Origin of the sequence: Fibrobacter sp. UWCM (assembly GCF_900129735.1) — a bacterium.
GTDB lineage: Bacteria > Fibrobacterota > Fibrobacteria > Fibrobacterales > Fibrobacteraceae > Fibrobacter.
The window spans coordinates 1-25564 of record NZ_FQWR01000001.1 but is presented as its reverse complement, the minus strand read 5'-3'; the positions used below and the strand labels follow the sequence as shown (position 1 = coordinate 25564).

Annotated in this window: 19 protein-coding genes and 1 pseudogene; 18 read left to right on the top strand and 2 right to left on the bottom strand. The window is 53.8% G+C overall.

Annotated elements, in window-relative coordinates:
- Positions 1–16: 16 nt before the first annotated feature.
- The 13 genes from BUB22_RS00110 to BUB22_RS00050 all read left to right on the top strand — a co-directional run bounded on the left by BUB22_RS00110 (position 17) and on the right by BUB22_RS00050 (position 9942).
- A complete protein-coding gene (locus BUB22_RS00110) occupies positions 17–946 on the top strand; it encodes an FISUMP domain-containing protein (protein WP_083535273.1) in 930 nt (309 codons plus the stop codon).
- Positions 947–1010: 64 nt separating this feature from the next.
- The gene (locus BUB22_RS00105) at positions 1011–1523 is read left to right on the top strand and encodes a hypothetical protein (protein WP_073113401.1); all 513 of its coding nucleotides are present in this window, start codon (positions 1011–1013) and stop codon (positions 1521–1523) included.
- 105 nt (positions 1524–1628) lie between these two features.
- Positions 1629–1997, top strand: coding sequence for a hypothetical protein (locus BUB22_RS00100; RefSeq protein ID WP_073113598.1), 369 nt, complete (start codon positions 1629–1631; stop codon positions 1995–1997).
- A complete protein-coding gene (locus tag BUB22_RS00095) occupies positions 1994–2464 on the top strand; it encodes a hypothetical protein (RefSeq protein ID WP_073113400.1) in 471 nt (156 codons plus the stop codon). The genes BUB22_RS00100 and BUB22_RS00095 overlap by 4 nt, the downstream gene beginning before the upstream one ends.
- 92 nt (positions 2465–2556) lie before the next feature.
- On the top strand, positions 2557–3087 hold the full coding sequence (locus BUB22_RS00090; protein WP_073113399.1) for a YceD family protein: 531 nt from the start codon (positions 2557–2559) through the stop codon (positions 3085–3087).
- A 2-nt stretch (positions 3088–3089) separates the two neighbouring features.
- Positions 3090–3278 carry a 50S ribosomal protein L32 gene (gene rpmF, locus BUB22_RS00085; RefSeq protein WP_072813504.1) on the top strand — a complete coding sequence of 63 codons (189 nt, stop codon included), beginning with the start codon at positions 3090–3092 and terminating at the stop codon, positions 3276–3278.
- 36 nt (positions 3279–3314) lie between these two features.
- On the top strand, positions 3315–4316 hold the full coding sequence (plsX, locus tag BUB22_RS00080) for a phosphate acyltransferase PlsX (RefSeq protein WP_073113597.1): 1002 nt from the start codon (positions 3315–3317) through the stop codon (positions 4314–4316).
- A 384-nt stretch (positions 4317–4700) separates the two neighbouring features.
- Positions 4701–5621, top strand: a complete 921-nt coding sequence (gene fabD, locus BUB22_RS00075; protein WP_073113398.1) for an ACP S-malonyltransferase — start codon at positions 4701–4703, stop codon at positions 5619–5621.
- A 105-nt stretch (positions 5622–5726) separates the two neighbouring features.
- The gene (gene fabG / locus BUB22_RS00070) at positions 5727–6467 is read left to right on the top strand and encodes a 3-oxoacyl-[acyl-carrier-protein] reductase (RefSeq protein WP_073113397.1); all 741 of its coding nucleotides are present in this window, start codon (positions 5727–5729) and stop codon (positions 6465–6467) included.
- Positions 6468–6518: 51 nt separating this feature from the next.
- Positions 6519–6758 carry an acyl carrier protein gene (acpP, locus tag BUB22_RS00065; RefSeq protein ID WP_072813566.1) on the top strand — a complete coding sequence of 80 codons (240 nt, stop codon included), beginning with the start codon at positions 6519–6521 and terminating at the stop codon, positions 6756–6758.
- A gap of 89 nt (positions 6759–6847) precedes the next feature.
- On the top strand, positions 6848–7648 hold the full coding sequence (rnc, locus tag BUB22_RS00060; RefSeq protein WP_254794570.1) for a ribonuclease III: 801 nt from the start codon (positions 6848–6850) through the stop codon (positions 7646–7648).
- Between the two features lie 99 nt (positions 7649–7747).
- On the top strand, positions 7748–8113 hold the full coding sequence (locus BUB22_RS00055; RefSeq protein ID WP_072813511.1) for a GIY-YIG nuclease family protein: 366 nt from the start codon (positions 7748–7750) through the stop codon (positions 8111–8113).
- A gap of 20 nt (positions 8114–8133) precedes the next feature.
- Positions 8134–9942: an extracellular solute-binding protein gene (locus BUB22_RS00050; protein WP_073113396.1), complete on the top strand. Its 1809-nt coding sequence runs from the start codon at positions 8134–8136 to the stop codon at positions 9940–9942.
- 282 nt (positions 9943–10224) lie between these two features.
- Here BUB22_RS00050 and BUB22_RS00045 read toward each other — a convergent pair whose 3' ends face one another.
- Positions 10225–10812 (bottom strand): porin family protein, encoded by a 588-nt coding sequence (locus BUB22_RS00045; protein ID WP_073113395.1) that lies wholly within the window; start codon positions 10810–10812, stop codon positions 10225–10227.
- Positions 10813–10998: 186 nt separating this feature from the next.
- Positions 10999–11829 carry a transporter gene (locus BUB22_RS00040; protein WP_073113394.1) on the bottom strand — a complete coding sequence of 277 codons (831 nt, stop codon included), beginning with the start codon at positions 11827–11829 and terminating at the stop codon, positions 10999–11001.
- Between the two features lie 195 nt (positions 11830–12024).
- Here BUB22_RS00040 and BUB22_RS15995 point away from each other — a divergent pair, with 195 nt between their 5' ends.
- From BUB22_RS15995 to carB, 5 genes and pseudogenes are all read left to right on the top strand, one after another.
- Positions 12025–18423: a hypothetical protein gene (locus BUB22_RS15995; protein ID WP_139258634.1), complete on the top strand. Its 6399-nt coding sequence runs from the start codon at positions 12025–12027 to the stop codon at positions 18421–18423.
- A gap of 126 nt (positions 18424–18549) precedes the next feature.
- A pseudogene (locus BUB22_RS17265) lies at positions 18550–19998 on the top strand (SLC13 family permease); the annotation flags it as partial.
- A 2560-nt stretch (positions 19999–22558) separates the two neighbouring features.
- On the top strand, positions 22559–22687 hold the full coding sequence (locus BUB22_RS17175) for a hypothetical protein (RefSeq protein ID WP_255370583.1): 129 nt from the start codon (positions 22559–22561) through the stop codon (positions 22685–22687).
- Positions 22688–22807: 120 nt separating this feature from the next.
- Complete coding sequence (locus BUB22_RS00010) at positions 22808–23005, top strand: hypothetical protein (RefSeq protein WP_175547192.1); 198 nt, start codon at positions 22808–22810, stop codon at positions 23003–23005.
- A 19-nt stretch (positions 23006–23024) separates the two neighbouring features.
- Positions 23025–25564: carbamoyl-phosphate synthase large subunit (carB, locus tag BUB22_RS00005; protein WP_073113390.1), on the top strand; the 2540-nt coding region annotated here is incomplete at its 3' end.

The following is a 25564-nucleotide window of genomic DNA, read 5'->3' as shown; positions in this document are numbered from 1 at the left end:
TAATATTTTTTGGAGAATGTTTATGTTTAGATATGCTTATTTTTTGTCATTTATTTGCACTTGCTTGTTCCTTGTCGCCTGTGGCGACGAAGGAACGTCGGAACCTATCCTGTATCCTGAGCAGTCTATAGCCAAGTCATCGTCTTCTGATGTGCCAGAATCTTCGGAAACACAATCATCTAGTGATAATGTCTCCAGTTCTAGTTCATTTGTTGAGTATTCCTCAAGCAAGGAGAAAAGCAGTTCTTCAGTTGGATTGTACTTGTCTCACGCTGAAATGACTGATGAACGAGATGGTAATGTCTACAAAACATTAACGATAGAAGGTGTGTTTAGTGATAAATATATTCCTAAACAAACTTGGATGATAGAAAATTTGAATTTTGCCTATTTACAACCGACTTCAACATTAGATTCCTCAAGTTGGTGCTTGGGCAACAATCCTGTTAACTGCGAAAAGTTTGGTCGATTGTATCTTTGGTCTGCTGCCATAGATAGTGCGGCGCTGTTTAGTGAAGATGCCGATGGTTGCGGCTTTTTTTCTTTAGAAGAAAACTGGCATAAATGTCAGGGAATATCGATATCGCTTTGGGATGACGAAAAAATTCCTTTTACGCGAGGTGTTTGTCCTGAAGGATGGCACTTGCCAACATATGATGAGGAACTTAGTGTAATGCACTGGCGATACTGCTGTGACATGCATGATGAGTTTAATTATCAAAAGGCTCAGTTCAGCATTTATGATTTGATGTCAGATTATTTTGATGAATATCTAGGACACCCTGCGTTGTGGGTGGCCATGGAATCTGATTACCAACAGGCGTATATAGATATAATGTCATATAATGATATTTTAGTATCGGAAGGCTATGACGTTATTGTCCCAGTAAGCAAACAATATGCTGTTGCCGTCCGTTGCGTTAAGGATGTTCCTGATATAGAATAAAGGTCTAGTCGATGTCGGTTCTGAAAATGCCGTTCGAATTTACAAAAAAGATGGGAGGTAATCCATGAACAAGGTAATCTTTCTGGTGGTGGCGTTGGCGATGTCTGTTCTTGCCGAGGACGGGCCAACAAGCAGTAGCAGTGTAACCCCTGCGAGTTCTAGTAGCTCGGAACAGGTGATGGGTATCGAAGACTGCGATGTGCCGGGGAATCCTGCTAATTCGTGCCAGATGAATGGTTACGTATGTAATCTCGGGTTCAATGTTGCTGAAGAGAAGAATATGCTTTTCTTCAACATGGGGAAGAATGCGTGGTGTGATACATTGGTCGGCAGTTCACTGATGCAATCTTCCTCATCTTCCTTATCATCCACATCTTCATCTTCTTCCTCGCATGCGACATTCTTCCTGGTCGAGGATGAATACAATGCGGGACCCCTTTCACTGACATTGGCAGGCTCTCTTGCCATGTCCGCATCGCTCAACGGACGTGCAGTCTCGATAATCTATAAACGGGTGAGGTATGATGTTGAGTATGGAGCAATACGGCTGCTATCCATTCTTCTTTATAACCACTAGTTATATATATTGGATGGTTAGGTGTTTTGTCCGTAAAAAATGCCGCTTATCCGAAACATGCAAAAAAGCGCCCTCAAACTGCACTACAATTCTATATTGGTACACATGAATTCGTTAGTTCGCTGTGGTTTTATGGCTATGCTGTTTTGCACCGCAATGCTTTGCGGGTGTTCCAAGGTGTACATGCCCCCGGTGCAAGTAGAAGGAGTGCACCCGGATTACGGCGAGCGCCTGCGCGTGTTGACCAAGCAGTACGTGGCCATTGATGACAACGTGACTCTGGTCGAGGACGAGCGGCAGAGTGACCGCAAACTGCAACTGCAGCTGGTTCGTGATACGGCGGGCGTCGTTGTCGTGTTCGAGATGCGCAAGTCGAAGGACAATTCCCTTATATGGGTTTACCGCCACATCGCGTACGACCCGAACGAATTCATCCCCATCGTGAGCCGCGTCTCGAAGGAGAAAATCCGATGAAGAAGATTCTCCTTGTGGCGGCGTGTGGCGCTGTGCCCGCGATGCTTGCCGGCTGTGCGACCGTGAAGGTCGAGGTGGACGATGCCCGCGAAGGCTATGCCATCTACAGTAACGGCAAGAAGGTCTGCGACGACTCCAGGAACTGCAATGCCCCGGTTGCCAAAGGCGACGAGATGTACCTGGAGGCCGAAAAGAACGGTGTCGTGTACGGGGAGGCGGTGATACACCGTGGCGATGGCGGGTATAGCACGCAGACCATTCTGCGCAGGGGGACGACCGAGAGCGCGACCAAGGTCGCGGTCAAGGCGGTCGGGATGCCGATGGGCATTGCTGCCGGAGCGTTGCTGCCTCTGGAATACATCACCACGACTACGGAATACTTCCCGACTGAGGTCATGATACCCGTGATGCCGCCCGAAAACGACGGAAAACAGTTCCCCTGGGACCAGCCCGACCCGAGCAAGTAGAACGGCTAAAACTCCGAGCTGTCCGCCCTCCCGCATATAGTTTAAGCCTGAATATTGAAATCAAGTCTAGTTTTTATTAAATTTGGACCACTTTGAGAATCGATATCGCACAGAAACTTACTGAACCCGAAGACCGCCGAGCAGTCTGGTCCCATGCCGACGCTCCCGAAATCTTCGACGAACTGCACCTCAAGGGCGATCTGGTAGCCGAGGTGCTGGTGAGCCCCGAAGGCCCCGGTAAGTGTCTCGTGACCGGTACGCTCTCCGGAGTGCAAACTCTGACCTGTTCCAGGACGCTGGACTTGTTCGACCGCCCGTTTACGACCGAAATCGTGGCGGAGGTCGAGAGGCTCCCCATCGCAAAGCAGGAGCTGGACGAGGACGATGCAGATGTCTTCGCCTACAAGATTCCCCAGGGGCAGGACTTCGTAGATGTATCCGAGTGCATCCGACAGCTGGTTTTACTGCAAGAACCGGTCGCGCCCGTGAAAAATCCTGACGAAGATTTTATCTTTGTATCAAACAATCCGCCCGACGAAGGTTCCGACGGGGCCGCAAAGCCCATGGACCCGCGCTGGGAGAAACTCAAGGCTCTCAAGAGCAAAATGGAAAATAGGAGTTAAAAATGGCAGTACCTAAAAGAAAAACCTCGACCGCCCGTCGTGACAAGCGCCGCACCCACTGGAAGATGGAAGTGCCCGCGATGGCTACCTGCGACCACTGCGGTTCTGCAAAGCGCCCGCACCGTGTGTGCCCGGTTTGCGGCTACTACAATGGTGTCGAAGTTGTCAACATGAAGGATGCCGAAGCCTAATTTGTTGATGCAGCGTTCAGTTGCAAGGAGATGTTCATGGTAAAAGTTGCTCTTGATGCTCTGGGTGGCGATTTCGCTCCCGACGTCGTGGTTGAAGGTGCGGTAAACGCCGTCAACAAGAATGCAAACCTGCATGTGGTCCTGTGCGGACCGGAGGCCGTGGTCAAGGCTAAACTCGAGTCGCTCGGTTACGCCGGCAACGGGATTTCGGTCATCGACGCTCCGGACCCTGTCGCCATGGACGAACACCCTGTTCAGGTTCTCAAGAAGAAGCCCCACTCCGGCCTGGTGACGTGTGTCGCCCTGCAGAAGAAGGGCATGGTCGATGCTTCCGTGAGCGCCGGCAACTCCGGTGCCATGATGGCTAGCTGCCTCATGCTTCTCGGAAAGTCGAGCGAAAAGTTCAGCCGTCCGCCTATCGGTTGTGTCATTCCGACCGCCGACCGTCCGATCATCCTGGTCGATGCCGGCGCGAACGTCGATGAACGCGCCTCCACGCTGGTGGATTTCGCCATCGCGGGTTCCGCATTCGCCGAGACCTACTTCGGATATCAGAACCCGAAGGTCGGCCTCCTCAACATGGGCGAAGAAGAACACAAGGGTCCGGCTGTGCTCCAGGAAGCGCACCAGCTGTTGAAGTCCGCCCCGGTGAACTTCATCGGCAACATCGAAGGCGAAACGCTTATCGAAGGCGAAACGCTTATCGAAGGCGTCGCCGACGTGGTGGTGACCTCCGGCTTCACGGGCAACGTTGTCCTGAAGATGCTCGAAGGTTTCTACGAACTCCACAAGAAGATGTTCGGTTTCATCGATACCCCCAACGGCCGTCGCTTCGACGAGATGTGGGACTACCGCATGACGGGTGGCGCTCTGCTCCTCGGCCTCAACGGCACAGGCATCATCGCTCACGGCCGCTCCGATGCCCTCGCAATCGAGAAGGCTGTGGAAGTTGCCGCCAAGTACGCTGAGAAGGGTGTCTCGAAGAACGTCAACGAACGCCTGCTCGCCATCAAGGACGAACCCGCCGAAGCCAAGTAATCGGCTTTCGTTAGTTTGTCTGCGAAAGGCTTTTAGGGACGGAACCGCAAGGTTCCGTTCCTGTTTTTTTGACTAGGGAGGGGCCGTCGTGCGAGTTCCTCCCTAGTCTTATGCACACCGAAGGTGTGCGCACGTTCGTATTCGCCCATTGAATTTCTAAACAAGAGGTTAAGGCGAATTCAACGTGTTGGGAGGGTCTTAGGGAGGGGCCGTCATACGAGCCCCTCCCTAGTCTCATTTGACACCTGCTTACAAAAACATTCTATTTTCCTTTCATTTGCGGGGATTGTGTGCTTTTTGCCCGGCGGCTCTAGAAATCCCTCCGTTCTTTTTTAAATTTGGGGGGAACAAAAATTGCGGGCTAACCGCAGAGGTATGTATATAATGTCTAAGACGATTTTGCTTTTCCCGGGTCAGGGCGCCCAGTACGTGGGCATGGGCCAGACCCTCGCTTCCACGTTCGAACCGGCCAAGAAACTCATGATGCAGGCCGACGAAATTCTCGGTTTCTCGCTTTCCAAGCTCATGGCTGAAGGTCCGGAAGATGTTTTGAAGAGCACCGACAACACGCAGCCGGCCCTCTTTACAGTCTCTGCAATGGTGATGGAACTTCTCAAGTCCGAAGGTTTCGCGTTCGACTACGTGGCAGGGCATTCCCTCGGTGAATATTCCGCCATCTATGCTGCCGGCGGTTTCAGCTTCGAAGACGGCCTCCGTTTGGTGCGTACCCGTGGCGAACTTATGGCTAGCGCCGGTAGCAAGAACCCGGGTGCTATGGCTGCCATCATGGGCCAGGACGAAGCCAAGATTCTTGAACTTTGCGAAGCCGTGAAGGCCGAAGGTGTCGTGGTTCCGGCAAACATCAACTGCCCGGGCCAGATTGTGGTGTCCGGTGCGGTCGCCGGCGTGAACAAGCTCGTCGAAAACTGCGCTGCTGCAGGCATCAAGGCCATTCCGCTCGCTGTGTCTGGCGCCTTCCACAGCCCGCTCATGCAGTTCGCACAGGCTGGCCTTGCCGAAGCGATTGCCAAGACCAAGTTCAACGACGTGGAAAAGCCGGTCATCGCCAACGTGATTGCCGAACCGGTCACGAAGGGTAGCGAAATTGCCGACCTGCTGGTGCGCCAACTGGTGTCTCCGGTCCGCTGGAACGATTGCATGAACAAGGCTATCTCCCTCGGGGTTACCCAGGGCGTGGAAGTGGGCTCGGGCAAGGTGCTCATGGGCCTCATGCGCAAGATTAGCCGCGACGTGAAGGTCACGCCGGTCGAAACCATCGAGGCCTTCCAGACACTTAAGGGATAAATTAATGGCTATTGGTCATTGGTCAATGGTCATTAGCCTTTTATAATCGCGGCTGTGCCGCCAAACATGAAACTAATAACTAACAACTAATGACTAGGGACTATTATGGGTAAACTTACAGGTAAAAAAGCCATCGTGACTGGCGCTTCCCGCGGTATCGGTCTCGCTATCGCGACCAAGCTCGCCAGTGAAGGTGCTGACGTCGCCATCCTCTCCACCTCGGTCAAGGAAGACCTGGCGGCCAAACTTTCCGCCGAACTTGGGGTGCAGGTCAAGAGCTACGCATGCAACGTGGCCGACTCCGAAACGGTGCAGAACGTGTTCAAGCAGATTATTGCCGACATGGGTACGGTCGATATCCTGGTGAACAACGCCGGTATTACCCGTGACGGCCTCCTGATGCGCATGAAGGACGAGGAATTTGACGCCGTGATTGCCACGAACCTGCGTTCCGTGTTCCTTTGCACCCGCGCGGTCGCCCGCACCATGATGGGCAAGCGCACCGGCCGAATCATCAATATTTCGAGCATCAATGCCCTGCGTGGCCAGGCCGGCCAGGCCAACTACGCCGCCGCCAAGGCGGGCATTATCGGTATGACCCGCTCGAATTCCAGGGAATTTGCCTCCCGCGGCATTACGGTGAACGCCATCGCCCCCGGCTTTATCGGGACGGACATGACTGCCGCCATGGACGATGCCACCAAGGAAAAATATGCAGCCCAGATCCCCCTCGGACGTATCGGAAAGCCCGAAGATGTGGCCAATGCGGTCGCTTTTTTGGCCTCCGACGATGCCTGCTACATCACAGGCCAGATTCTGGGGGTTGACGGGGGGTTGAACGCCTAGGCGTTTTTTACTAAATTTTAAGTCAAACAATCAATCCAAATGGAGATTACAATGAACGAAGAAATTTTCAAGAAGGTCACCGCTGTTATCGTTGACAAGCTGGGCGTTAAGGCCGAAGACGTGAAGCCCGAATCCGAATTCGGCAACGATCTCGGTGCTGACTCTCTCGATCGCGTCGAACTCGTGATGGCTATCGAAGACGAATTCGAAGTCGAAATCCTCGATTCTGACGCCGAAAAGTTCCAGAAGGTTGCTGACGTGGTCGCCTTCATCGAAGCCAAGAAGGCTTAATTAGCCGGGTTCTTCGAAAACAGGACTAAATAGGGTGACCCCGGACGGGTTGCCCTTTTTCTTTACCGCCTATGGAAAATCAAACTCTTTTGCATAAAGTCTTAAAACTCTGGTTTCGCCAGAAGTCCGGTGACGGGCTTGAGGCGAAGCTCGGGTACCGGTTCCGCGAACCGGAACTGCTGGCTCACGCCCTGGTTCACCGGTCCTACCTGATGGGGAAGGACATCTCGTACACGAGCAACAACGAACGGCTCGAGTTTTTGGGCGATTCCGTGCTGAACATGCTCACCACGGAGTACCTGTACAAGGCCTTCCCGAACGACCCGGAGGGCGAACTCTCAAAGCGGAAGAGCGCCATCGTCTCGGGGCACGCCTGCGCGCAGTCCTCGAAGGAATGGGATTTGGGCGAGTACGTCAAGATAGGCAAGTCCGAGGCCAAGATGGGCGGTCGGGGCAAGGAAAGCATCCTGGCCGACGCCTACGAGGCGGTTCTTGGGGCGGTTTACCTGGATGGCGGGCTCGACGAGGTCCGGGCGATTCTCAACCGTTTCCATTTCCCGCGGGTAGCAGAAATCATGAGTGCCGAGGACTTCGTGAACTACAAGAGTGCCCTGCTGGAATACACCCAGGGGAGCTCTATTCACGTGGCGCCGGAATACAAGATTGTGGACGAGTCGGGGCCGGAACACGAGAAGGTGTTCACCGCCGAGGTCCATGTGAACGGCAAGGTCTACGGCCGCGGGACGGGCCCGAACAAGAAGAAGGCCGAACAGGAAGCGGCCCGCACGACGCTCGAAATGCTCAAGGCTGAGGAGGCGGAGCGCGAGAAGAATGCCCCGCAGCCGTCCGGCGAGAAACCGGTCAAGCCCAAGAGGTACTTTAGACCGTAGATTATCCAGAATGTCACCCCGGCCCTAGTGCCGGGGTCGTCGTTTCTATGCCTGCGTTAGGCATTTGTTTTTTAAAGCCGTTTTGTGTATATTCGTCGTATGCGGTTTCATAACTACTATGTCTACCTTCTAACTACAAGTGACAATTCCGTCTTTTATACGGGAGTTACAAATGATCTTGTCCGTAGAATCGTAGAACATAAAGTCCATTTAAACAAGGGATTTACAGACAAATACAACATCACAAAACTTGTTTATTATGAACTGTTTCATAATGTTGATGAAGCCATCAAAAGGGAAAAGCAACTAAAACGTTACCCACGTACATGGAAGGCTCATCTTATTGCGTCGATGAATGCTGAATGGAATGACCTGTCGGAATCTATTGGCGTTACAAAGAAGATAATTGAGTCTGCTCGTAATGGAATCGGCGTTCCCGGGACAAGCCCGGGAAGACAATGCTAGTTTTATCTATCTTTCGTAGCATGAAGAAGTATTCTATTGTTCGCATTTGCGCCGTGTCTTTGACTGCGGCATTGACTTTATTCCTTACCGCCTGCAACGAGCAGGGCTCTGCGGGCGCGAAGCCTGCGGGCAAGAATGCCGAGTTGAACTGCCCGGAACTGCCGGTCGATTCCACCGCCACGGGCGAGTTCGACCCGGTTGCCTCTAAGGATGCCCGCCCCTGCGGGACGATTACCCTCTGGGGCTCTGCGATGCCGAAGTCGTTCAACATGTGGGAAGACTACAACAGCTTCTCCGCCGAGCTCATGGGCATGATGTTCGAGCCGCTCGTGAGTCTGCACTCCACCGAGGACCGCGAAGTGGGCATTCTCGCCGATAGTTGGAACGTCAGCGAAGACGGCAAGACGTTCACTTTCCATGTAGATGCGCGGGCCCGGTGGAGTGACGGCAAGCCCGTCACCGCCGAGGATGTGCAGTACTACTACGACGTCATCATGGACGAGAAGAACCTCACGCCGATTTTCAAGGTCGGGCTTAGCCGTTTCGACCGCCCGGAGGTGGTCGACAGCCTCACGGTGAAGATGACCGCGAAGGAATCCCACTGGGGGAACTTCTGGGAAGCCGCGGGCATGCTCGCGTTCCCGAAGCACGCCTGGGCAGGGAAGGACTTCAACCAGATCCGCTACGAGTTCCCGGTAGTCTCGGGCCCGTACAAGATCAAGACCTTCCGCGAAGACCGCTATGTGGAACTGGAACGTCGCGCCGACTGGTGGGGCTTCCACAAGAACTGGAACCGCGGCAAGTACAACTTCCAGAAAATCCGCTACCGCTTCATGAACGACCAGACGAAGGCGCTCGAAGCCTTCAAGAAGCAGGATTTCAACGCTTATGCGATTTACACCAGCAGTATTTGGATGAAGCAGACCGACTTCGACGCCGTGAAGAAGGGCTGGGCCGTGAAGCAGCGTATCTTTAACAAGGAGCCCATCGGATTCCAGGGCATGGCCATCAACCTGCGCAAGCCGCAGTTCCAGGACGTTCGCGTGCGCCGCGCTCTTTCGATGCTCCTGAACCGCGAGGCGATGAACGAGAAGTACATGTTCGGCCAGTACTTCTTGCTGAACAGCTACTACCCCGACCTGTGGGAAGGCAACAAGAACCCGACGGCGCCGCTCTACACGTTCAACCCGGATAGCGCCCGCGCGCTCTTTGCGGAGGCGGGCTACAAGGTGAACGGCCAGGGGGTGCTCGAGAAGGATGGCAAGCCGTTTGCGATTAACTTCATCACGAGCCAGGAAGACCTGCGCCACCTCACGCTGTTCCAGGAAGACCTGAAGAAGGTGGGCGTGGTGGCGACCATCGAGCAGATGTCGCAGAGTACTTTGCGCAAGCGTCTGGACGATGCCGACTTTGACCTTTACTGGGTGAACTGGGGCGCTGGCCGTCTCCGCGACCCGGAAGCGAGCTGGTCTTCGGCAACGGCCCTGCAGAAAGGCACGAACAACCTCGCCGGCGTGCAGGACAAGGTGGTCGATAGCTTAATCAACCTCCAGAAGACGGAATTTGATTTGGCCAAGCGGAACGAAATCCTGAAGGCGCTCGATAACCGCCTCGCCGAAATCGTGCCCTACGTGCTCATGTGGCAGTGCGACCACCACCGCATCCTCTACTGGAACCGCTACGGCACTCCCGAGAAGGTGCTGGACCATTTCAACCGCGAAGACGCCATTCCCGTCTACTGGTGGCTTGACCCGGAGAAGTCCAAGAAACTCGACGCCGCCATGAAATCCGGCGAGAGTTTGCCGGTCCCGGTGTATGACGTGAAGTGACACGACCTTTGGTCGTGTCATCCTGAGCGAGTGTAACGAGTCGAAGGATCTAACAAAAAGACGTCACACCGCAAAATGCGTCACACCGCAGCCTTGCATAGCAAGGCAAGTGTGTCCATTACATTCATTTGACAAGGACATCTAGGCACACTTGCCCCTACGGGGCTTCGGTATAACGAAGGTACAAAAAAAGACCCTCGCCTGCGCGAGGGTGACAATGAGCAAATAAAAGAGACGTGCATCGCTGCACGTCTTTTAAATGCTATGCGCTAGCAGTTTCGGTTAGAACCAGTAGGTTGCGCCGAGAACGAACTGCATGTTGGCGATGTCAAGCGGATCGCCGAGCTTCGGGTCGTCGAAGAAGTTGGTCATGCCGAGAACCACGCGGAAGTCGATGTCAACCAGCGGGACGATGCCGGTACCGACACCGAACACCAGGTCGAATTCGAAGGTGTTGAAATCCGGCAGGAACGTTTCCAGGGTCTTCTCGGAAATCTCATTTCCGTCGTCATCTTCTGCAGTTGTGCTCAGGTTGAATGCGAATTCCGGACCGGCTTCGAGGTAGAGAATCGGAAGCAGGGAGAAGCGGACGAGCACCGGGATGTCCAATGCCCATTCGGTCAGGGTAACGTTTTCATTCACGTCAAAGTTACGCATGTCGATCACGACTTCCGGTGCCACGGTGATCGGCAGGAGGGGGAGAGAAACCTTCATTGCTGCACCGGCCTGGAAACCGATACCACTAGAGGCGTCTTCGGTGTCGTCACCCCAGAAGGTGTTCATGTCGACGCCTGCGCGGACACCGACGTTGATTTGTGCAAAGGAAGCCGTCGCTGCGACAACCGCTGCCAAAATGATTTTCTTGAGCATATTGAATCCTTTTGTTTGTGGTTTTCAAAAAATATAATATAAAAAGCGCACATTTGCCATAAAAAAGTGTGCAGGTTCCGAAAAATGTGATTTACCCCAAAAATAAAAAACGACGCGGATTTTTGCCCGCGCCGTCCTAATGACTTCTAACTAATACGTAGTTCGCTGTTAAATTGTGCGAAAAGGCTAGAAATTGAAGACAGCCGCCATGTAGAGCCCGTCTGCGTCGCCACCGAGGTGGTGCGGGTTCTCGTCAGTCCATACACCCTTGTACTTCTCGTTGCGGAATATGAAATGCGCCTTCACGGTAATCATCGGCGTGATGTCGTAGGCGATGCCGAACCAGAGGTTGTACTGGCGGGACCTGCGGTCTGCATATCCGTATTCCTTGTCGTTGTTGTCGTACCGTACGCTTTCGGTGAGGCGGAACTTGAGGAGCATACCGATATAGGGGGTGAGTCCGACTTTCGGGATGGTGTAACCCACTTCGGCGCCCACATGGATGTCGAGCCCGCGTTCTTGGTTATCGTGCTCGAATCCCCAGAGGAAACCCGCCTCCGTACCGAACTTGAGGCCTTCCATCTTGGTCGGTGCCGAGAACTGTGCGCCAAAGTAGAGGGAGGTCTCACCGCTAGAAGGTGGATTCGAACCTTCTCCATCGTCTTCGTCGTCGCCTACGGGGAGGTTCAAGTCAAGGAATGCCGTAACCATTGGGGCAACTTCGTAGCGCGCGCCGATTGTGAGGTCGCGGACGCCATCACCACCATTTACGCAGTTCGAACAGTCGGTCTCGTTCCAGAACTGGTAGCCCCATTCGGTCAGCGCGATTTCGAGGTGCTTGATCATGGTAAAACGGGCGCCCATCTTGAGGCCTGCCTGGGACCACTTGTGGTCCTTGTCATAGTAGAGGCCCGCTTCTGCGCCTCCGTTCTTGTTTTGCGGAATGGGGTAATAGTCCCATGTGGCAAAACTTGCACAGGCGAGCACTGCGAGCGCGAGAAGAATTTTCTTGAACATCCTGACTCCTTGGAATTGGTTCAAAACCGCCGAAAAATTTAGAAAAATGGGACGTCCTTGCCTGGTTGTCGGGGCAAAATGTGTGCTTTAACACTTTATTGGAGGCTTTGAATGTGAATTCGGGCACAACGGCAAAAGAATTTTTACCGAGCTGTCTTTTTTTTATTTATCTTGTTAGAAAAAAGCGAGGCATCTATGAAGTTGAACTCGAAATGTTTCTTGTTGGCAGCCCTTATGGTTTGGGGCTTTGTTTCTGGGGCGTCTGCCGCAGAAAAATGGACCGGAATCAAGTGTAATGACGAGTATCCGGAGCCTTCTTACCCGGATGAAATCATTCAAACATTTACGAAGGTCTGCTATATAAGCCAGTTTGGCAACCAAGACGAGGCTATTGAAAAAGGCTTTCGTGTGGGTGACTTGTTTTCCGTTTGGAGCGGAACAGGTGGCTTCCGCGAAAAACTCAATAACGAAATTCAAGAAGCAATGCAAATTTGCAGTGGGGACGGCATGTGCAATGGATTTGAGCTCCGTTTTGAAACCGACCTTGACTTGGGCGGTTTCGAAGTCTCTAACGGTGATACGGTATGCGTGAGCGCTTTTGACCCGGTGCTTATTCCTGTAGACGTTCTTACGAACTATGTTACGGAGATAAATGGCAATGGCAAGACAATCAAGGGCTATTGCGATATCGGGCAGGGGGATAAGTCTTTTTTCAAGGGTGTTCAAAGTTTCGGAACTCCTAACGAAGTAATTGTAGACGTTCAAAATGCTCGGTTCAATGACATTCATTTCGATAGCGCCTACGTAAAGGCGACCGGTACCGAAGCCCGTGCGGCGGTGCTCGCGGATACGGCGACGGGAATAAGCTTGTCGAACGTGTCCGTGAACAATTCCCGTGTGAGCGCAAACGGTGTGGCTGCCGGCCTTGTGGCTCGGTATTATACCAATTCTGCAAATGTAGTTCGTAATGTTTCCGTGAATGCCGAGTTGCGTGGACAGACTGTGGGTGGCGTATTTGGACGTGCTACATATTTGGGGGATTCTGATGAAACGTCTGTTTTTAGTTTGTTGAATTCTTCGGTAAACGTTAATGCTTACCCCTATGATGAAAATGCCTTTAATGCGGGGGGCTTAATCGGGATGCTTAGTGCTAGGGACGGTAGCGTGCTGATCCAGGACGACACGGTAGGTGTAAAGGTTGTTGACTCTCGTAGCGAGGATAATGAAAATTCGGTAGGCGGTCTCATTGCCAAGGTGGAAGTGGGAAATGTGGGTAGTAATGATTGGGGATATGGTCTGAAATTCTATGAAAATGTTGTTGACTTGGATTTTAAGGGGACGACCAGTGTTGCTGCTGGGGGTATTGTTGGTTACGTTTCCAGGGCGACCATGCCAATCCGAGATTCTCTTAACACGCTGCGTTCGGTTAAACTTGATGTAGAACTTGACCAGCCACAGGGGTCGATACATCTTGGGGGTGGATATGGAATTATACGTTCTGTACATGAAGCGTATGTTACTGGTGTTCAGGGCAATGTGGGGATAAGCGTTGATTCAAAGAGTGCCCAGTCGATAGGTGGTTATGTTGGTACTGTAGATGGACTCGCTGTTGCAAAGGTTACGATTGAGAATAGCAAACTGGTTGCGAATCTTGATAGCAAGAATGCGTCGGCGTCTAACGTGTACATGGGAGGGCTTGTTGCTTGGGGATATGAAACTGTAGATGAACAGGAAGACTATCACGGGGTATCATTGCATGCGAATGACGATATGCTTACCTTGTCCTCGAAAGTAGCAACCTCACAAAACGCCTATATGGGAGGCCTGTTTGGACGAGTCGATGTGACTTCGGGTAATTCTGCACCCGAAGGAGGCGTTTTTTCTAGTCGTACATTGATTCAATCTCCTGAAGGAAAAAATTTGATTGAAAGTACTGCCGAAAGTATGGAGGAAATTGATGCGGGTTACGTTGTTGGCTATTTGTATGCCGCCAAAGGTCGTTTTAGCATCTTGAAGGATAGGGTAAATGGTGATATCGTGATTAATGCGAATTCTGCCACCATTGCTAATGTTGGTGGTATAGCCGGCTATGCTCTTGTGTATCAATCCAAAGTGACTAGTAATATTTTAAAGGGCGATATTATGGCGAACAACTCGAACGTTGGCTATGTTATCGGAAAGTTGGAATCAAACACTCCCGATGATTTGAATGTACATTTGAATTACCATATTGGAACAAAAGACGTGGGAGTGAAGGACGCCCTGGGGGCTCTTGTGCTGGGCGGGGAATCCTTTGCCGGTTGGCGAGAAGGTGCTGCAAACTATAATGGTTACGGCCTCGCTATAAAATACAACTACCGCAATGCGATACCCGACGGCCAGACGAAACTGGACGCGGATGGTGTGCTGAATTATTCGGGAGATGGAACAATCTTGACTCGTGATGAAAGTTGGTATAATGGAGTCCTTGAACTATCTACGATGAAGTCGCGTCTGTTTGCCTATACCATGAATGAAGCGTCTTTGCAATTTTTTCCCGATTCCGGTAAAACGGCATGGGAGAACGATGCAGATTCTTTGCTGACCATCTGTTCGGATGCTGATAACCGCACTGCATACAAGGTGGAACTTGATGTAACTGAACTCTACTCCAAGCTGACAGATGCGGACAAGGAATCCCTGGAGGGCATCCTGGATTCACTCTATGCCCCCGAAGACGATTATACGGCATACACGCTTGTTACCTATACGGGAAAGGACCGCCGCGTGAGCCCTGATTTTGTAAAGCGCATCCGGGCGCTGAGCGTTGATTTTGGCGTGTTCGAGGAAACCAATGAAATAGACCTTGAAACTTACACGATGTTGCAAAACGAGCTTTACCAAACGGAAGAAAACAGCAGTTTCGTCGTCGTCTACGAGACGGCGATAGTTGTTGTGGATCAACCTGCAACATCGTATGGAAACCTGGACGAAACCTTGCCGTACCCGGTGTATCTCTGGCCGAAGGTAACGAAGGTACGCCGTTATAACGAACATGCCGTTATCCCTCCCGTGTTCGTGATGAATGACGGTAAAAAAGTTGAGTTCGGCATAGATAGTTACTACATAAATTGTAGGGAAGGCGGGAACTGTGATGCTGATAAAATTGAAGGCGAACTTGGTGAGACTAGGAATTTTGCACGGATAATGGAAAATATTGCTGGCCGTTACGGTCCGGAGTACAGCGATACCATTCACTTGATTTATGCCCCGATTGGGGGAATTTCCGAGACTCCGACCATGGCTCTCGGCGTGAGCGGTAACCATGCAATCATGTATACTGCGTATGGTTACAAGGATGGCCTGTTGGCACAATTTGATACGGCAAGTGCGGGGTATTTTAACAATCCGTCTGTCCCGATGGCTTCCAAGTACAGCATTGCCGCCGATGCGGGATTTATCCTGAAAAAATGGAAGGCAGATTTCTGGGCGCACATGACAGGCTCCCGAAACATAGAGGAGTGCTACGAAGAAGGTCAGGCATCGGAAGAATGCTCCAAGGCGGTTACTTTTGAAACAACGAAAAACTATTTCGCGGAACCGTCGTCAATCAAGGCCGCCTTTATGGACAACATGGAGAACAGGTCGTTCTTGAAGTGGAGTGCGGAATTCGATGCCGACGGCGTTGTCGATATGGATAGCGTTATTGCCGCTATTGTGGAAATGGGTGATATGTTGACCAGTAATTTCCATTACTACTACCTCCTGCACGCGATTCCCGAACTCGAGGCGATTCCTTATGCAATCTCGTTCGATGTGAATGCCGCTGATATGGACGTGTTTGTGGCCGGCTATACGGATACGCTCGCAATCTATTCAAGGGATAACGACATGACAGCCAAGTTGCCGACGCTGTATACGACAGACACAACGAGGTGTTTTGGTGGCTGGAGCGTCAGTCCCGATAAGCAGGATTTCCTTGCGAGAGAACTGGATGCGAACGTGCTCAATGCGGTTGAACCCGTAGACAATGTGTTTAGTTTGTACGGAGCCTGGAATAATTCTCTTGTAACAGAAGCGGATGGTCAGCCCGGTAAGGAAACTTATGAAATGGGTGGCTGCGACAATATAGAGAATTCGCAGATTTTGCTGCACTACCAAGGCGATGTCGGCTCAGAGGGGGGCAAGGTCTACCTATGGCAGAAGCTCGTTAACCCGGTGGACACTTTGACGTTCAGGCACGATTTTGAAGATTCCACGATGGCGATTCCTGGAGCGTGGACGTTCTTCCGGTTCCACGTGGGTGCCGAACCCGAGCTGGGCTATGCGCTTTCGCACGTGAAATTGGTCCGTGGCATTATGGAAAACGCGGACGCACCTTCGGGCGAAGCCGATACAATCGATGTCGCCATGCAAGATGGCGATGGCGTGATTGAATTTTATAGCGGCTCCCGCTCGCCGGAACTTCTTGTCGAGTTCTCGAAGTTCATCTCTGTGGCGTTTGACCTGAACACGAAACAGGAAGACGTGTTCTACGATCTGGATTTTGTCCAGGGCGATTCCCTGAAGGTCTTGAACAACGATGACCAGGTGCTTTTGCCTGCATGGATATACACGGCGAATTCGTGCGTGCTCGGTTGGTCTGCCGAGAAGGATGCGGAAAAATACGATTACCGTGTCATGACCTATGGCGGCGAGCTGTATGAAAAACTCCAGGATACCCAGAAACTGTATGCCGTGTGGGGCGATGCTGACCTGTGTGTGGATAGCGCCCGCTATGCGCGTGTCAAGGCAGTTGCCGAGAACGGGAGCATAGAGCTGCTTGAAGGCGAGGGTGAACCGCGCGTGCACAGGTTCGGTACCGACGGAAGCATTATCCTGCCTCCTGAACAATACACGGGCGGTTTCAGGGTGCGCGCCATCCCGGATGATGGCTACGTGCTCGAAAAGATTCTGCTTATCCAGGACGGCGACACCATCCTGTTTGAAAACGGCGAATGGCTCGAGGGCCTTGTTGATGGTGCCGAAATCCGCGCCTACTTTATCGAAAGCGCAGAACCTGTCGTGACGGACGGTGCCAAGTTCTATCAGTCGGGCAATGCAGTTCGCTTCACGTTCCACAAGGATGGCTTCGTGAAGGATGGCAAGGCATCGATCCGCATTTCGCTTGAAAACGATGACGGGAAGGAACTTGACGGCAATGAGTACAGGTGTACCACGGATGCCTGTGACTTGGAATGGGAACGTTTCCCGCTTGCTGCCGGATTCTACCTGTTTACCGCCAGCGTGGTGCGCGATGATCACGACTCTCTCCTGCGAGAAGTGGATTTCGAAGTTGATGCTGCTATCGCTATTGCGGGCGAGTATTCCTGGCAGATGGTTTCGCTTGCCAATGTGGACATGGACAAGTTGTCGTGGGACGGCGACGAGACGTTCTACTGGTGGGCAGAGGACAGGAACTATGGCAAGTACTGGCAGTATCAGGAATTGGTCAAGTCGCAGACGCCCGAAAAGGAACGCGGCTACTGGTACAGTTCTATCGAGGGGCGCCCGCTCGTGCTTAAGGACTCTGCGTTCGCTGATGACATTACGTGGAACCTCACGAACGAGAACGGTGGCTGGAACCTTGTCGCGAACCCCTACGGCTGGCAAATAGACCTGGGCGTGGACGAGTACGACCTGGATGAACCCGAGGAAGAGTCCGAGGACAATCGCAAGAAGAGGGTTCCACTCGTGGAGTACAAACGCTGGAATCCGGAAGAGGGGCAGTACGTGCCTGTAAGCAAGCTCGGTCCCTACCAAGCGGTGTGGGCGCAACTGAACCGCTCCATGAGCACGACGATTGAGATTGCTGCGAGACCGTCGTTCGATAAAGACGAGAATGTGGACGCGAATGCGGAAATGGACAGGACGCTCAACCGCAGGTTTGCAAAGGTTGGTGACGCTGCGGGCTGGGCGTTGCAGGCTATGCTGAGCGACGGTCGCGGCAAGAAGGACAGCTGGAACGTGCTCGGCGTAGGCAATTTTGCAAGGCAGTCCGAGGAACCGCCTGCCGGTATGGGCGACCACGTGAACCTCTCGATACTTGATGGTGGCAAGAGGCTCATGAAGAGCGTGAAGGCGGCGGGCGAGGGCGCTTCGTATGAATGGAACATCGACCTCACGGCGACGAGCCCGCGCACGGGTTACCTGTCGTTTGCGGGTATTGACGGTTTGGAATCCCGCGGGCTTTCCGTGTACGTGACCGTGGACGGGAATACGACGCGCGTGCGGGAAGGCGAACCGCTGAAGGTCGCGCTTTCTTCCGAAGCGAAGGTCGCGACCGTGTTCGTGGGTTCTGCCCCGAAGGTCGCGCTGGTCAAGACGCTTGCCGGCCTCAAGGCGGTGCAGGCGGGCGCGACCCTCCAGGTGGACTTCGATGCGGGTGCGGGCCTTGCGGGCAGTGCAGTGCGCGTGGACGTGCTCGACCTGAAGGGGAATGTTGTCCGGAGTGTGGCTTCGAGTGCCCTTGCCGGCGTGAACCGCGTGACCCTCGATGCCCCGAAGCCGGGTATCTACATGCTCCGCGTGCGTGCGGGTAGCCAGATGAATGCCGGTCGTATTCTTGTGAAATAACCCCAAAATGGCGAAAATCGCCTAAAATGACCGAAATTACCTGAGACCCGCCACCCCTGGCGGGCCTTCTTGTAACGGACTTTTTCGTTGCCATGCCTACGGCCTTTTTCTAGATTTGGGCGCACTATGACAAAGGCTAAATTCATCAAATTCATTATTGCGTCGGTGCTCGCCATCGCCGCTCTCTTCTTGCCCTACGAATCCCTCGGATTCGATGCAGCAAGCCCCATGGGACCCCTGAACCCGCTCGAAATCCGCGTCATCGGCGTTTTCGTCATGGCCGCTCTTTTCTGGATCCTGCAACCGTTCCCGATCTGGTCCACCTCGATGCTTGTCATCGTGCTCATGATTGTCACGATGTCCGATTCGTCGCTCGCCCCGTTCCGCGTGGACGGTGTGACGATGATTAGCCACAAGTCCATCATGGCGACCTTTGCAAACCCCATCATCATGCTCTTCCTGGGTGGGTTCTTCCTTGCTGCCGCCGCCACCAAGTACAAGATGGACTTGAACCTGGCCCGCGTGCTCCTGAAGCCCTTCGGCAAGAACCCGAAGTTCGTGCTCCTCGGCCTCATGCTCATTACGGCTGTGTTCTCGATGTTCATGAGCAATACCGCTACCGCAGCCATGATGCTTGCCATCCTCGCCCCGGTGCTCAAGCTCTTTGATGAAGACGATCGCGGTAAGGCTGCTTTTGCCCTTGCTATTCCGCTCGGTGCCAACATCGGTGGTATGGGTACCCCGATCGGCACGCCTCCTAACGCCATCGCCCTTGGTGCCCTGAACGATGCCGTTGCCCGTGGTGACCTTGTTGCGAACCCGGTGACCTTCGGCCAGTGGATGGCCTTTGGTATTCCGTACGTGATTATTTTGATGGTGGTTGCTTGGCTCCTGCTCGTGAAGATTTACCCGATCAAGATGAAGCAGATGGTCCTGAATATTGAAGGTGCCGGCAAGTTCGATACGAGCCCCAAGGCTATCATTGTTTACATTACCTTTGTCGTGTGTGTGCTTTTGTGGGTGACGGGCAAGAACGTTCACGGTATTAACGATAACGCGATTGCAATGATCCCGATGGCCGTGTTTGCCCTTACCGGCGTGATTACCAAGAAGGATTTGAATGCGATGAGCTGGGACGTGCTCTGGCTCGTGGCTGGTGGTTTTGCCCTGGGTGTTGGCCTCAATGCGACTGGCCTTGCCGCTCACCTTATCAAGACGATCCCGTTTGCAAGCTGGTCTCCGCTTGCTCTCATGGTCGGCTGCGGTATCATTTGCTTGTTCATGGCGAACTTCATGAGCCATACCTCTACGGCTACGCTTTTGGTTCCGATTCTTTGTGCTGTGGGCATCGCTTGCCAAGACAACCTCGTTGGCCTCGGTGGCGTGACCGCTCTCCTCGTTTCCGTTGCGTTTGCTAGCTCTCTCGGCATGAGCCTCCCGATTTCGACTCCGCCTAACGCCCTTGCGCATGCAACGGGCTATACGGATACGCGCGGTATGGCGATTACGGGTGTTGTCATGGGACTGGTCGGTCTGGTTCTCTCTTGGGGAATGATGATTTTCCTCGCCCATGTGAACTTCTTTGGTACGCCGGCGCCGAAGGCTGCTGATAAGGTCGCAGAGCCTGCCGCAGTGACCAAGGTTGTGGAACAGCCTGCTCCGGAAGCACCTGCTGCCGTAGTCGCAGATTCTTCTGTTGTTGATACTACTGCTGTTGATAGCGCGGCTGTCGATTCTGCCGCTGTTGCCGATTCTGCAGTTGTTGATAGCAACGCTGCTGTCGTGGATAGCGCCGCTGCCGCTCAGGCTGCTGCAGATAGTGCTGCCGCGAAGGCCGCTGCTGATAGTGCCGCTGCCGCCCAGGCTACCGCCGATAGTATTGCTGCTGCAAAGGCTGCTGCTGATTCCATTGAACAGGTAAAGGCTGCTGAAGCCGCTGCTCTCGTTGCCGCTGCCGAAGCCAAGAAGGCTCGCCAGGATAGCATTGCCGCAGTGAAGAAAGCCAAGGCCGACAGCGTCGCTGCCGCCAAGAAGGCCGCTGCCGAAGCTAAGAAGGCAGAAGCAGAAAAGAAGAAGGCGGAAGCCGCTGAAGCCAAGAAGAAGGCCGCAGAAGAAAAGAAGGCCGCTGCTGCCGCGAAGAAGGCTCAGCAGGACAGCGTTGCCGCCGTGAAGAAGGCTAAGGCCGACAGCATTGCCGCAGTGAAGAAAGCCAAGGCCGACAGCGTCGCTGCCGCCAAGAAGGCCGCCGCTGAAGCCAAGAAGGCAGAAGCAGAAAAGAAGAAGGCAGAAGCCGCCGAAGCCAAGAAGAAGGCCGCAGAAGAAAAGAAGGCCGCTGCTGCTGCGAAGAAGGCTCAGCAGGATAGCATCGCCGCAGTGAAGAAGGCTAAGGCCGACAGCGTCGCCGCCGCCAAGAAGGCTGCTGCCGAAGCCAAGAAGGCGGAAGCAGAAAAGAAGAAGGCGGAAGCCGCTGAAGCCAAGAAGAAAGCTGAAGAAGAAAAGAAGGCTGCCGCTGCCGCGAAGAAGGCTCAGCAGGATAGCATCGCCGCCGTGAAGAAGGCCAAGGCCGACAGCGTCGCCGCTGCCAAGAAGGCAGAAGAGGCCAAGAAGAAGGCAGAAGCCGCTGAAGCCAAGAAGAAAGCCGCAGAAGAAAAGAAGGCTGCCGCTGCTGCGAAGAAAGCCCAGCAGGATAGCATCGCCGCTGTGAAGAAGGCAAAGGCCGACAGCATCGCCGCAGTGAAGAAGGCCAAGGCCGACAGCGTCGCCGCCGCCAAGAAGGCCGCTGCCGAAGCCAAGAAGGCAGAAGAAGCCAAGAAGAAGGCAGAAGCCGCTGAAGCCAAGAAGAAGGCCGCAGAAGAAAAGAAGGCCGCCGCTGCCGCAAAGAAAGCCCAGCAGGATAGCATCGCCGCAGTGAAGAAGGCCAAGGCCGATAGTGTCGCCGCCGCCAAGAAGGCCGCTGCCGAAGCAAAGAAGGCTGAGGAAGCTAAGAAGAAGGCAGAAGCTGCTGAAGCCAAGAAGAAAGCTGCCGAAGAAAAGAAAGCCGCAGCCGCTGCAAAGAAAGCCCAGCAGGATAGCATTGCTGCCGTGAAGAAGGCCAAGGCCGACAGCATTGCCGCCGCCAAGAAGGCCGCTGCCGAAGCAAAGAAGGCTGAGGAAGCTAAGAAGAAGGCTGAAGCCGCTGAAGCTAAGAAGAAGGCTGCCGAAGAAAAGAAGGCCGCCGCAGCCGCTAAGAAGGCACAGCAGGATAGCATCGCTGCTGCGAAGAAAGCCCAGCAGGATAGCATCGCCGCAGTGAAGAAGGCCAAGGCCGACAGCGTCGCCGCCGCCAGGAAGGCTGCTGCTGAAGCGAAGAAGGCTGAAGAGGCCAAGAAGAAGGCTGAAGCCGCTGAAGCTAAGAAGAAGGCCGCAGAAGAAAAGAAAGCCGCCGCTGCCGCGAAGAAGGCTCAGCAGGATAGCATCGCTGCCGTGAAGAAGGCCAAGGCCGACAGCGTCGCCGCTGCCAAGAAGGCCGCTGCCGAAGCAAAGAAGGCAGAAGAGGCCAAGAAGAAGGCGGAAGCCGCTGAAGCCAAGAAGAAGGCCGCAGAAGAAAAGAAGGCCGCCGCTGCCGCGAAGAAAGCCCAGCAGGATAGCATCGCTGCAGTGAAGAAGGCTAAGGCCGACAGCGTCGCCGCCGCCAAGAAGGCCGCTGCCGAAGCAAAGAAGGCAGAAGAAGCCAAGAAGAAGGCTGACGAAGCTGCTGCCAAGAAGGCAGAAGCAGAAGCCAAGAAGGCTGAAGCGGAAGCAAAGAAGGCAGAAGCCGAAGCCAAGAAGGCAGAGGCTGAGGCTAAGAAGGCCGAAGCTGAAGCTGCTAAGGCTCAGGCCGAGGCAAAGAAGGCAGAAGCGGCCGCTCCGGCCCCTGCTGCAAAGCCTGCCGAAGCGCCGAAGGCTGCCGCGCAGCCGGCTGCAAAGCCCGCTGCCGCAAAACCCGCAGCCGCTCCCGCCAAGAAGTAATTCTGGCCGGATCAAGGTTCAAAAGGACGCCCTCACCGGCGCCCTTTTTTTTCTATTTGAAAAAATTTCACTATATTTGTAGTATAAATCATAACTAGAAGGTGAATGTATGAAAAAACTGTTCGGACTTGCTATCTTGTTGTCTGTCATGGGGTTAATCGCCTGCAGTGGAAGCGGAACCAATACGGATGATGATTGTGATGACAATGCGGCCTCTTGCCAGACGACGGATGACGGCATCGATGTCGATACCCCGGAAGTAGACTCCGGTACGTAATCGTTTTTACCCTTTTACATTTTTTTGTTTTTCCCCGTTGCAAGACGGGGTTCTTTATTCTATATTTGCGCAAGTTTAAAACGACAGAACTTTAGCTGGTCAAAGATGATTTTGCACATGATGAATAAGGCAAAGGCACCTTGCGGAACGGACGGTTCCGATGCAGTTAAAGTTTTTCCGTTTTCTGATTTTGATTTTGCTGAACCATTTGGTTCGGCATTTTTTTTACCCAGCGTCAAAGCGACGCACACCCCCTATGTCACCCTGGAGCGTAGCGATAGGGTCCAGGGCTGTTTAACACAAGAGTTTAATAATTAGTATCAACGGAGAAAACAAAATGAAGATTGAAGGCATCGACAAAGTCCTTATCATCGGTTCTGGCCCGATCGTGATCGGTCAGGCTTGCGAATTCGACTATTCCGGCACCCAGGCTTGCAAGGCCCTGCGCGAACAGGGTTACAAGATTGTGCTCGTGAACTCTAACCCGGCTACCATCATGACCGACCCGGTCATGGCCGATGCCACCTACATCGAACCGCTGAACGTCGCCCGCCTCACCCAGATTATCGAAAAGGAACGCCCGCAGGCACTCCTCCCGAACTTGGGCGGTCAGACCGGCCTGAACCTCGCTTCTGCTCTGAGCAAGGCCGGCGTGCTGGACAAGTACGGCGTGAAGGTCATCGGTGTGAACCTCGACGCTATCGAACGCGGCGAAGACCGTGAAATCTTCAAGGAAACCATGCAGAAGCTCGGCATCGACACCCCGCGCTCTGGCATTTGCCACTCTGTGGAAGAAGCCGAAAAGATTGTTTCCGAAATCGGCTACCCGGTGGTGGTTCGCCCGGCATACACCATGGGCGGTGCAGGCGGCGGTTTCTGCTACAACGTGGAAGAACTCCGCACCATTTGCTCCAACGGTCTTGAACTCTCCATGACGCACCAGTGCCTCATCGAAGAATCCATCCTCGGTTGGGAAGAACTGGAAGTTGAAGTCGTGCGCGACTCCAAGAACCAGATGATTGCCATCTGCTTCATCGAAAACATCGACCCGGTGGGCGTGCATACCGGCGACTCCTTCTGCGCAGCCCCGTTCCTCACCATCGACAAGAAGCTCGAAGAAGAACTGAAGGAAAAGGCCTTCAAGATTGTGGAATCCATCGGCGTGATTGGCGGTACCAACGTGCAGTTCGCTCACGATCCGAAGACCGGCCGTGTGGTGATTATCGAAATCAACCCGCGTACCTCTCGCTCTTCCGCTCTCGCTTCCAAGGCTACCGGCTTCCCGATCGCCCTCATTTCTGCGAAGCTTGCTGCAGGCCTCACCCTCGACCAGATTCCGTACTGGCGCGACGGAAGCCTCGAAAAGTACACCCCGAGCGGTGACTACGTTGTGCTCAAGTTCGCTCGCTGGGCATTCGAAAAGTTCCGCGGTGTGGATGACTGCCTCGGCACCCAGATGAAGGCCGTGGGCGAAGTCATGGCTATCGGCAAGACCTACAAGGAAACCCTCCAGAAGGCTATCCGCGGCCTCGAAAACGGTCGTTCCGGCCTCGGCTTTGCGAAGGACTTCAACAAGAAGAGCAAGGAAGAACTCCTCGAAATGCTCAAGACCCCGAGCTCCGAACGTCACTTCCAGATGTACGAAGCCATCCGTAAGGGCGCAACCGACGAAGAAATCTTCGTTGCCACCTACGAAAAGGCCTACTTCGTGCAACAGATGCGCGAACTCGTGGAACTCGAAGAAGAAATGCTCAAGACTCCGGGTCGCCTGCCTGCCGATGAACTCCTCATCAAGGCCAAGAAGGACGGCTTCAGCGACAAGTACATCGCGAAGATTCTCGGCATCCGCGAGAAGGACGTGCGCAAGAAGCGTACCGAACTCGGCGTGGTCGAAGGCTGGTGCGCAGTGCCGGTGAGCGGCGTGAAGGACCAGTACTATTACTACAGCACCTACAACTGCAAGGACGAATCTACCGCCAGTACGAACCCGAAGAAGATTATGATTCTCGGCGGTGGCCCGAACAGAATCGGCCAGGGCATCGAATTCGACTACTGCTGCTGCCACGCTGCCATGGCCCTCCGCGAAATGGGTTACGAAACCATCATGGTGAACTGCAACCCCGAAACGGTCTCTACCGACTACGATACCAGCGACAAGCTGTACTTCGAACCGGTCTGCCTCGAAGACGTTCTTCAGATTTACCACAAGGAAAAGCCGGCTGGCGTGATCGTGCAGTTCGGTGGTCAGACCCCGCTGAACATCGCCCGCGCTCTGAGCGACGAAGGCGTCAAGATTCTCGGTACCAGCATCGACTCCATCGACATCGCTGAAGACCGCGACTTGTTCCGCAAGATGATGGACCAGCTTGGCATCCCGATGCCGGAAAGCGGCATGGCCACGAACATCGACGAAGCCCTCGCTTGCGTCAAGCAGATCGGTGGCTATCCGGTGATGATCCGCCCGAGCTTCGTGCTTGGCGGCCGCGGCATGGAAGTCATCTACGACGAGAACATGCTCCGCGAATACGTGGCGAAGGCCGTGGGCGTGACCCCGGATCGCCCGCTCCTCATCGACCGCTTCCTCCACAACGCTCTCGAATGCGAAGCCGACGCCCTCTCCGACGGTGAACACGTTTACATCCCGTCCGTGATGGAACACGTCGAACTTGCCGGTGTCCACTCCGGTGACTCCGCTTGCATTATCCCGCCGGTAACCATCACGAAGGAAAACTTGGCAACCATCAAGGATTATACCAGGAAGATTGCTGAAGCCCTTCATGTGTGCGGCCTCATGAACATGCAGTACGCTATCGAAGACGGCAAGGTGTTCGTGCTCGAAGCGAACCCGCGCGCAAGCCGCACGGTGCCGCTGGTCTC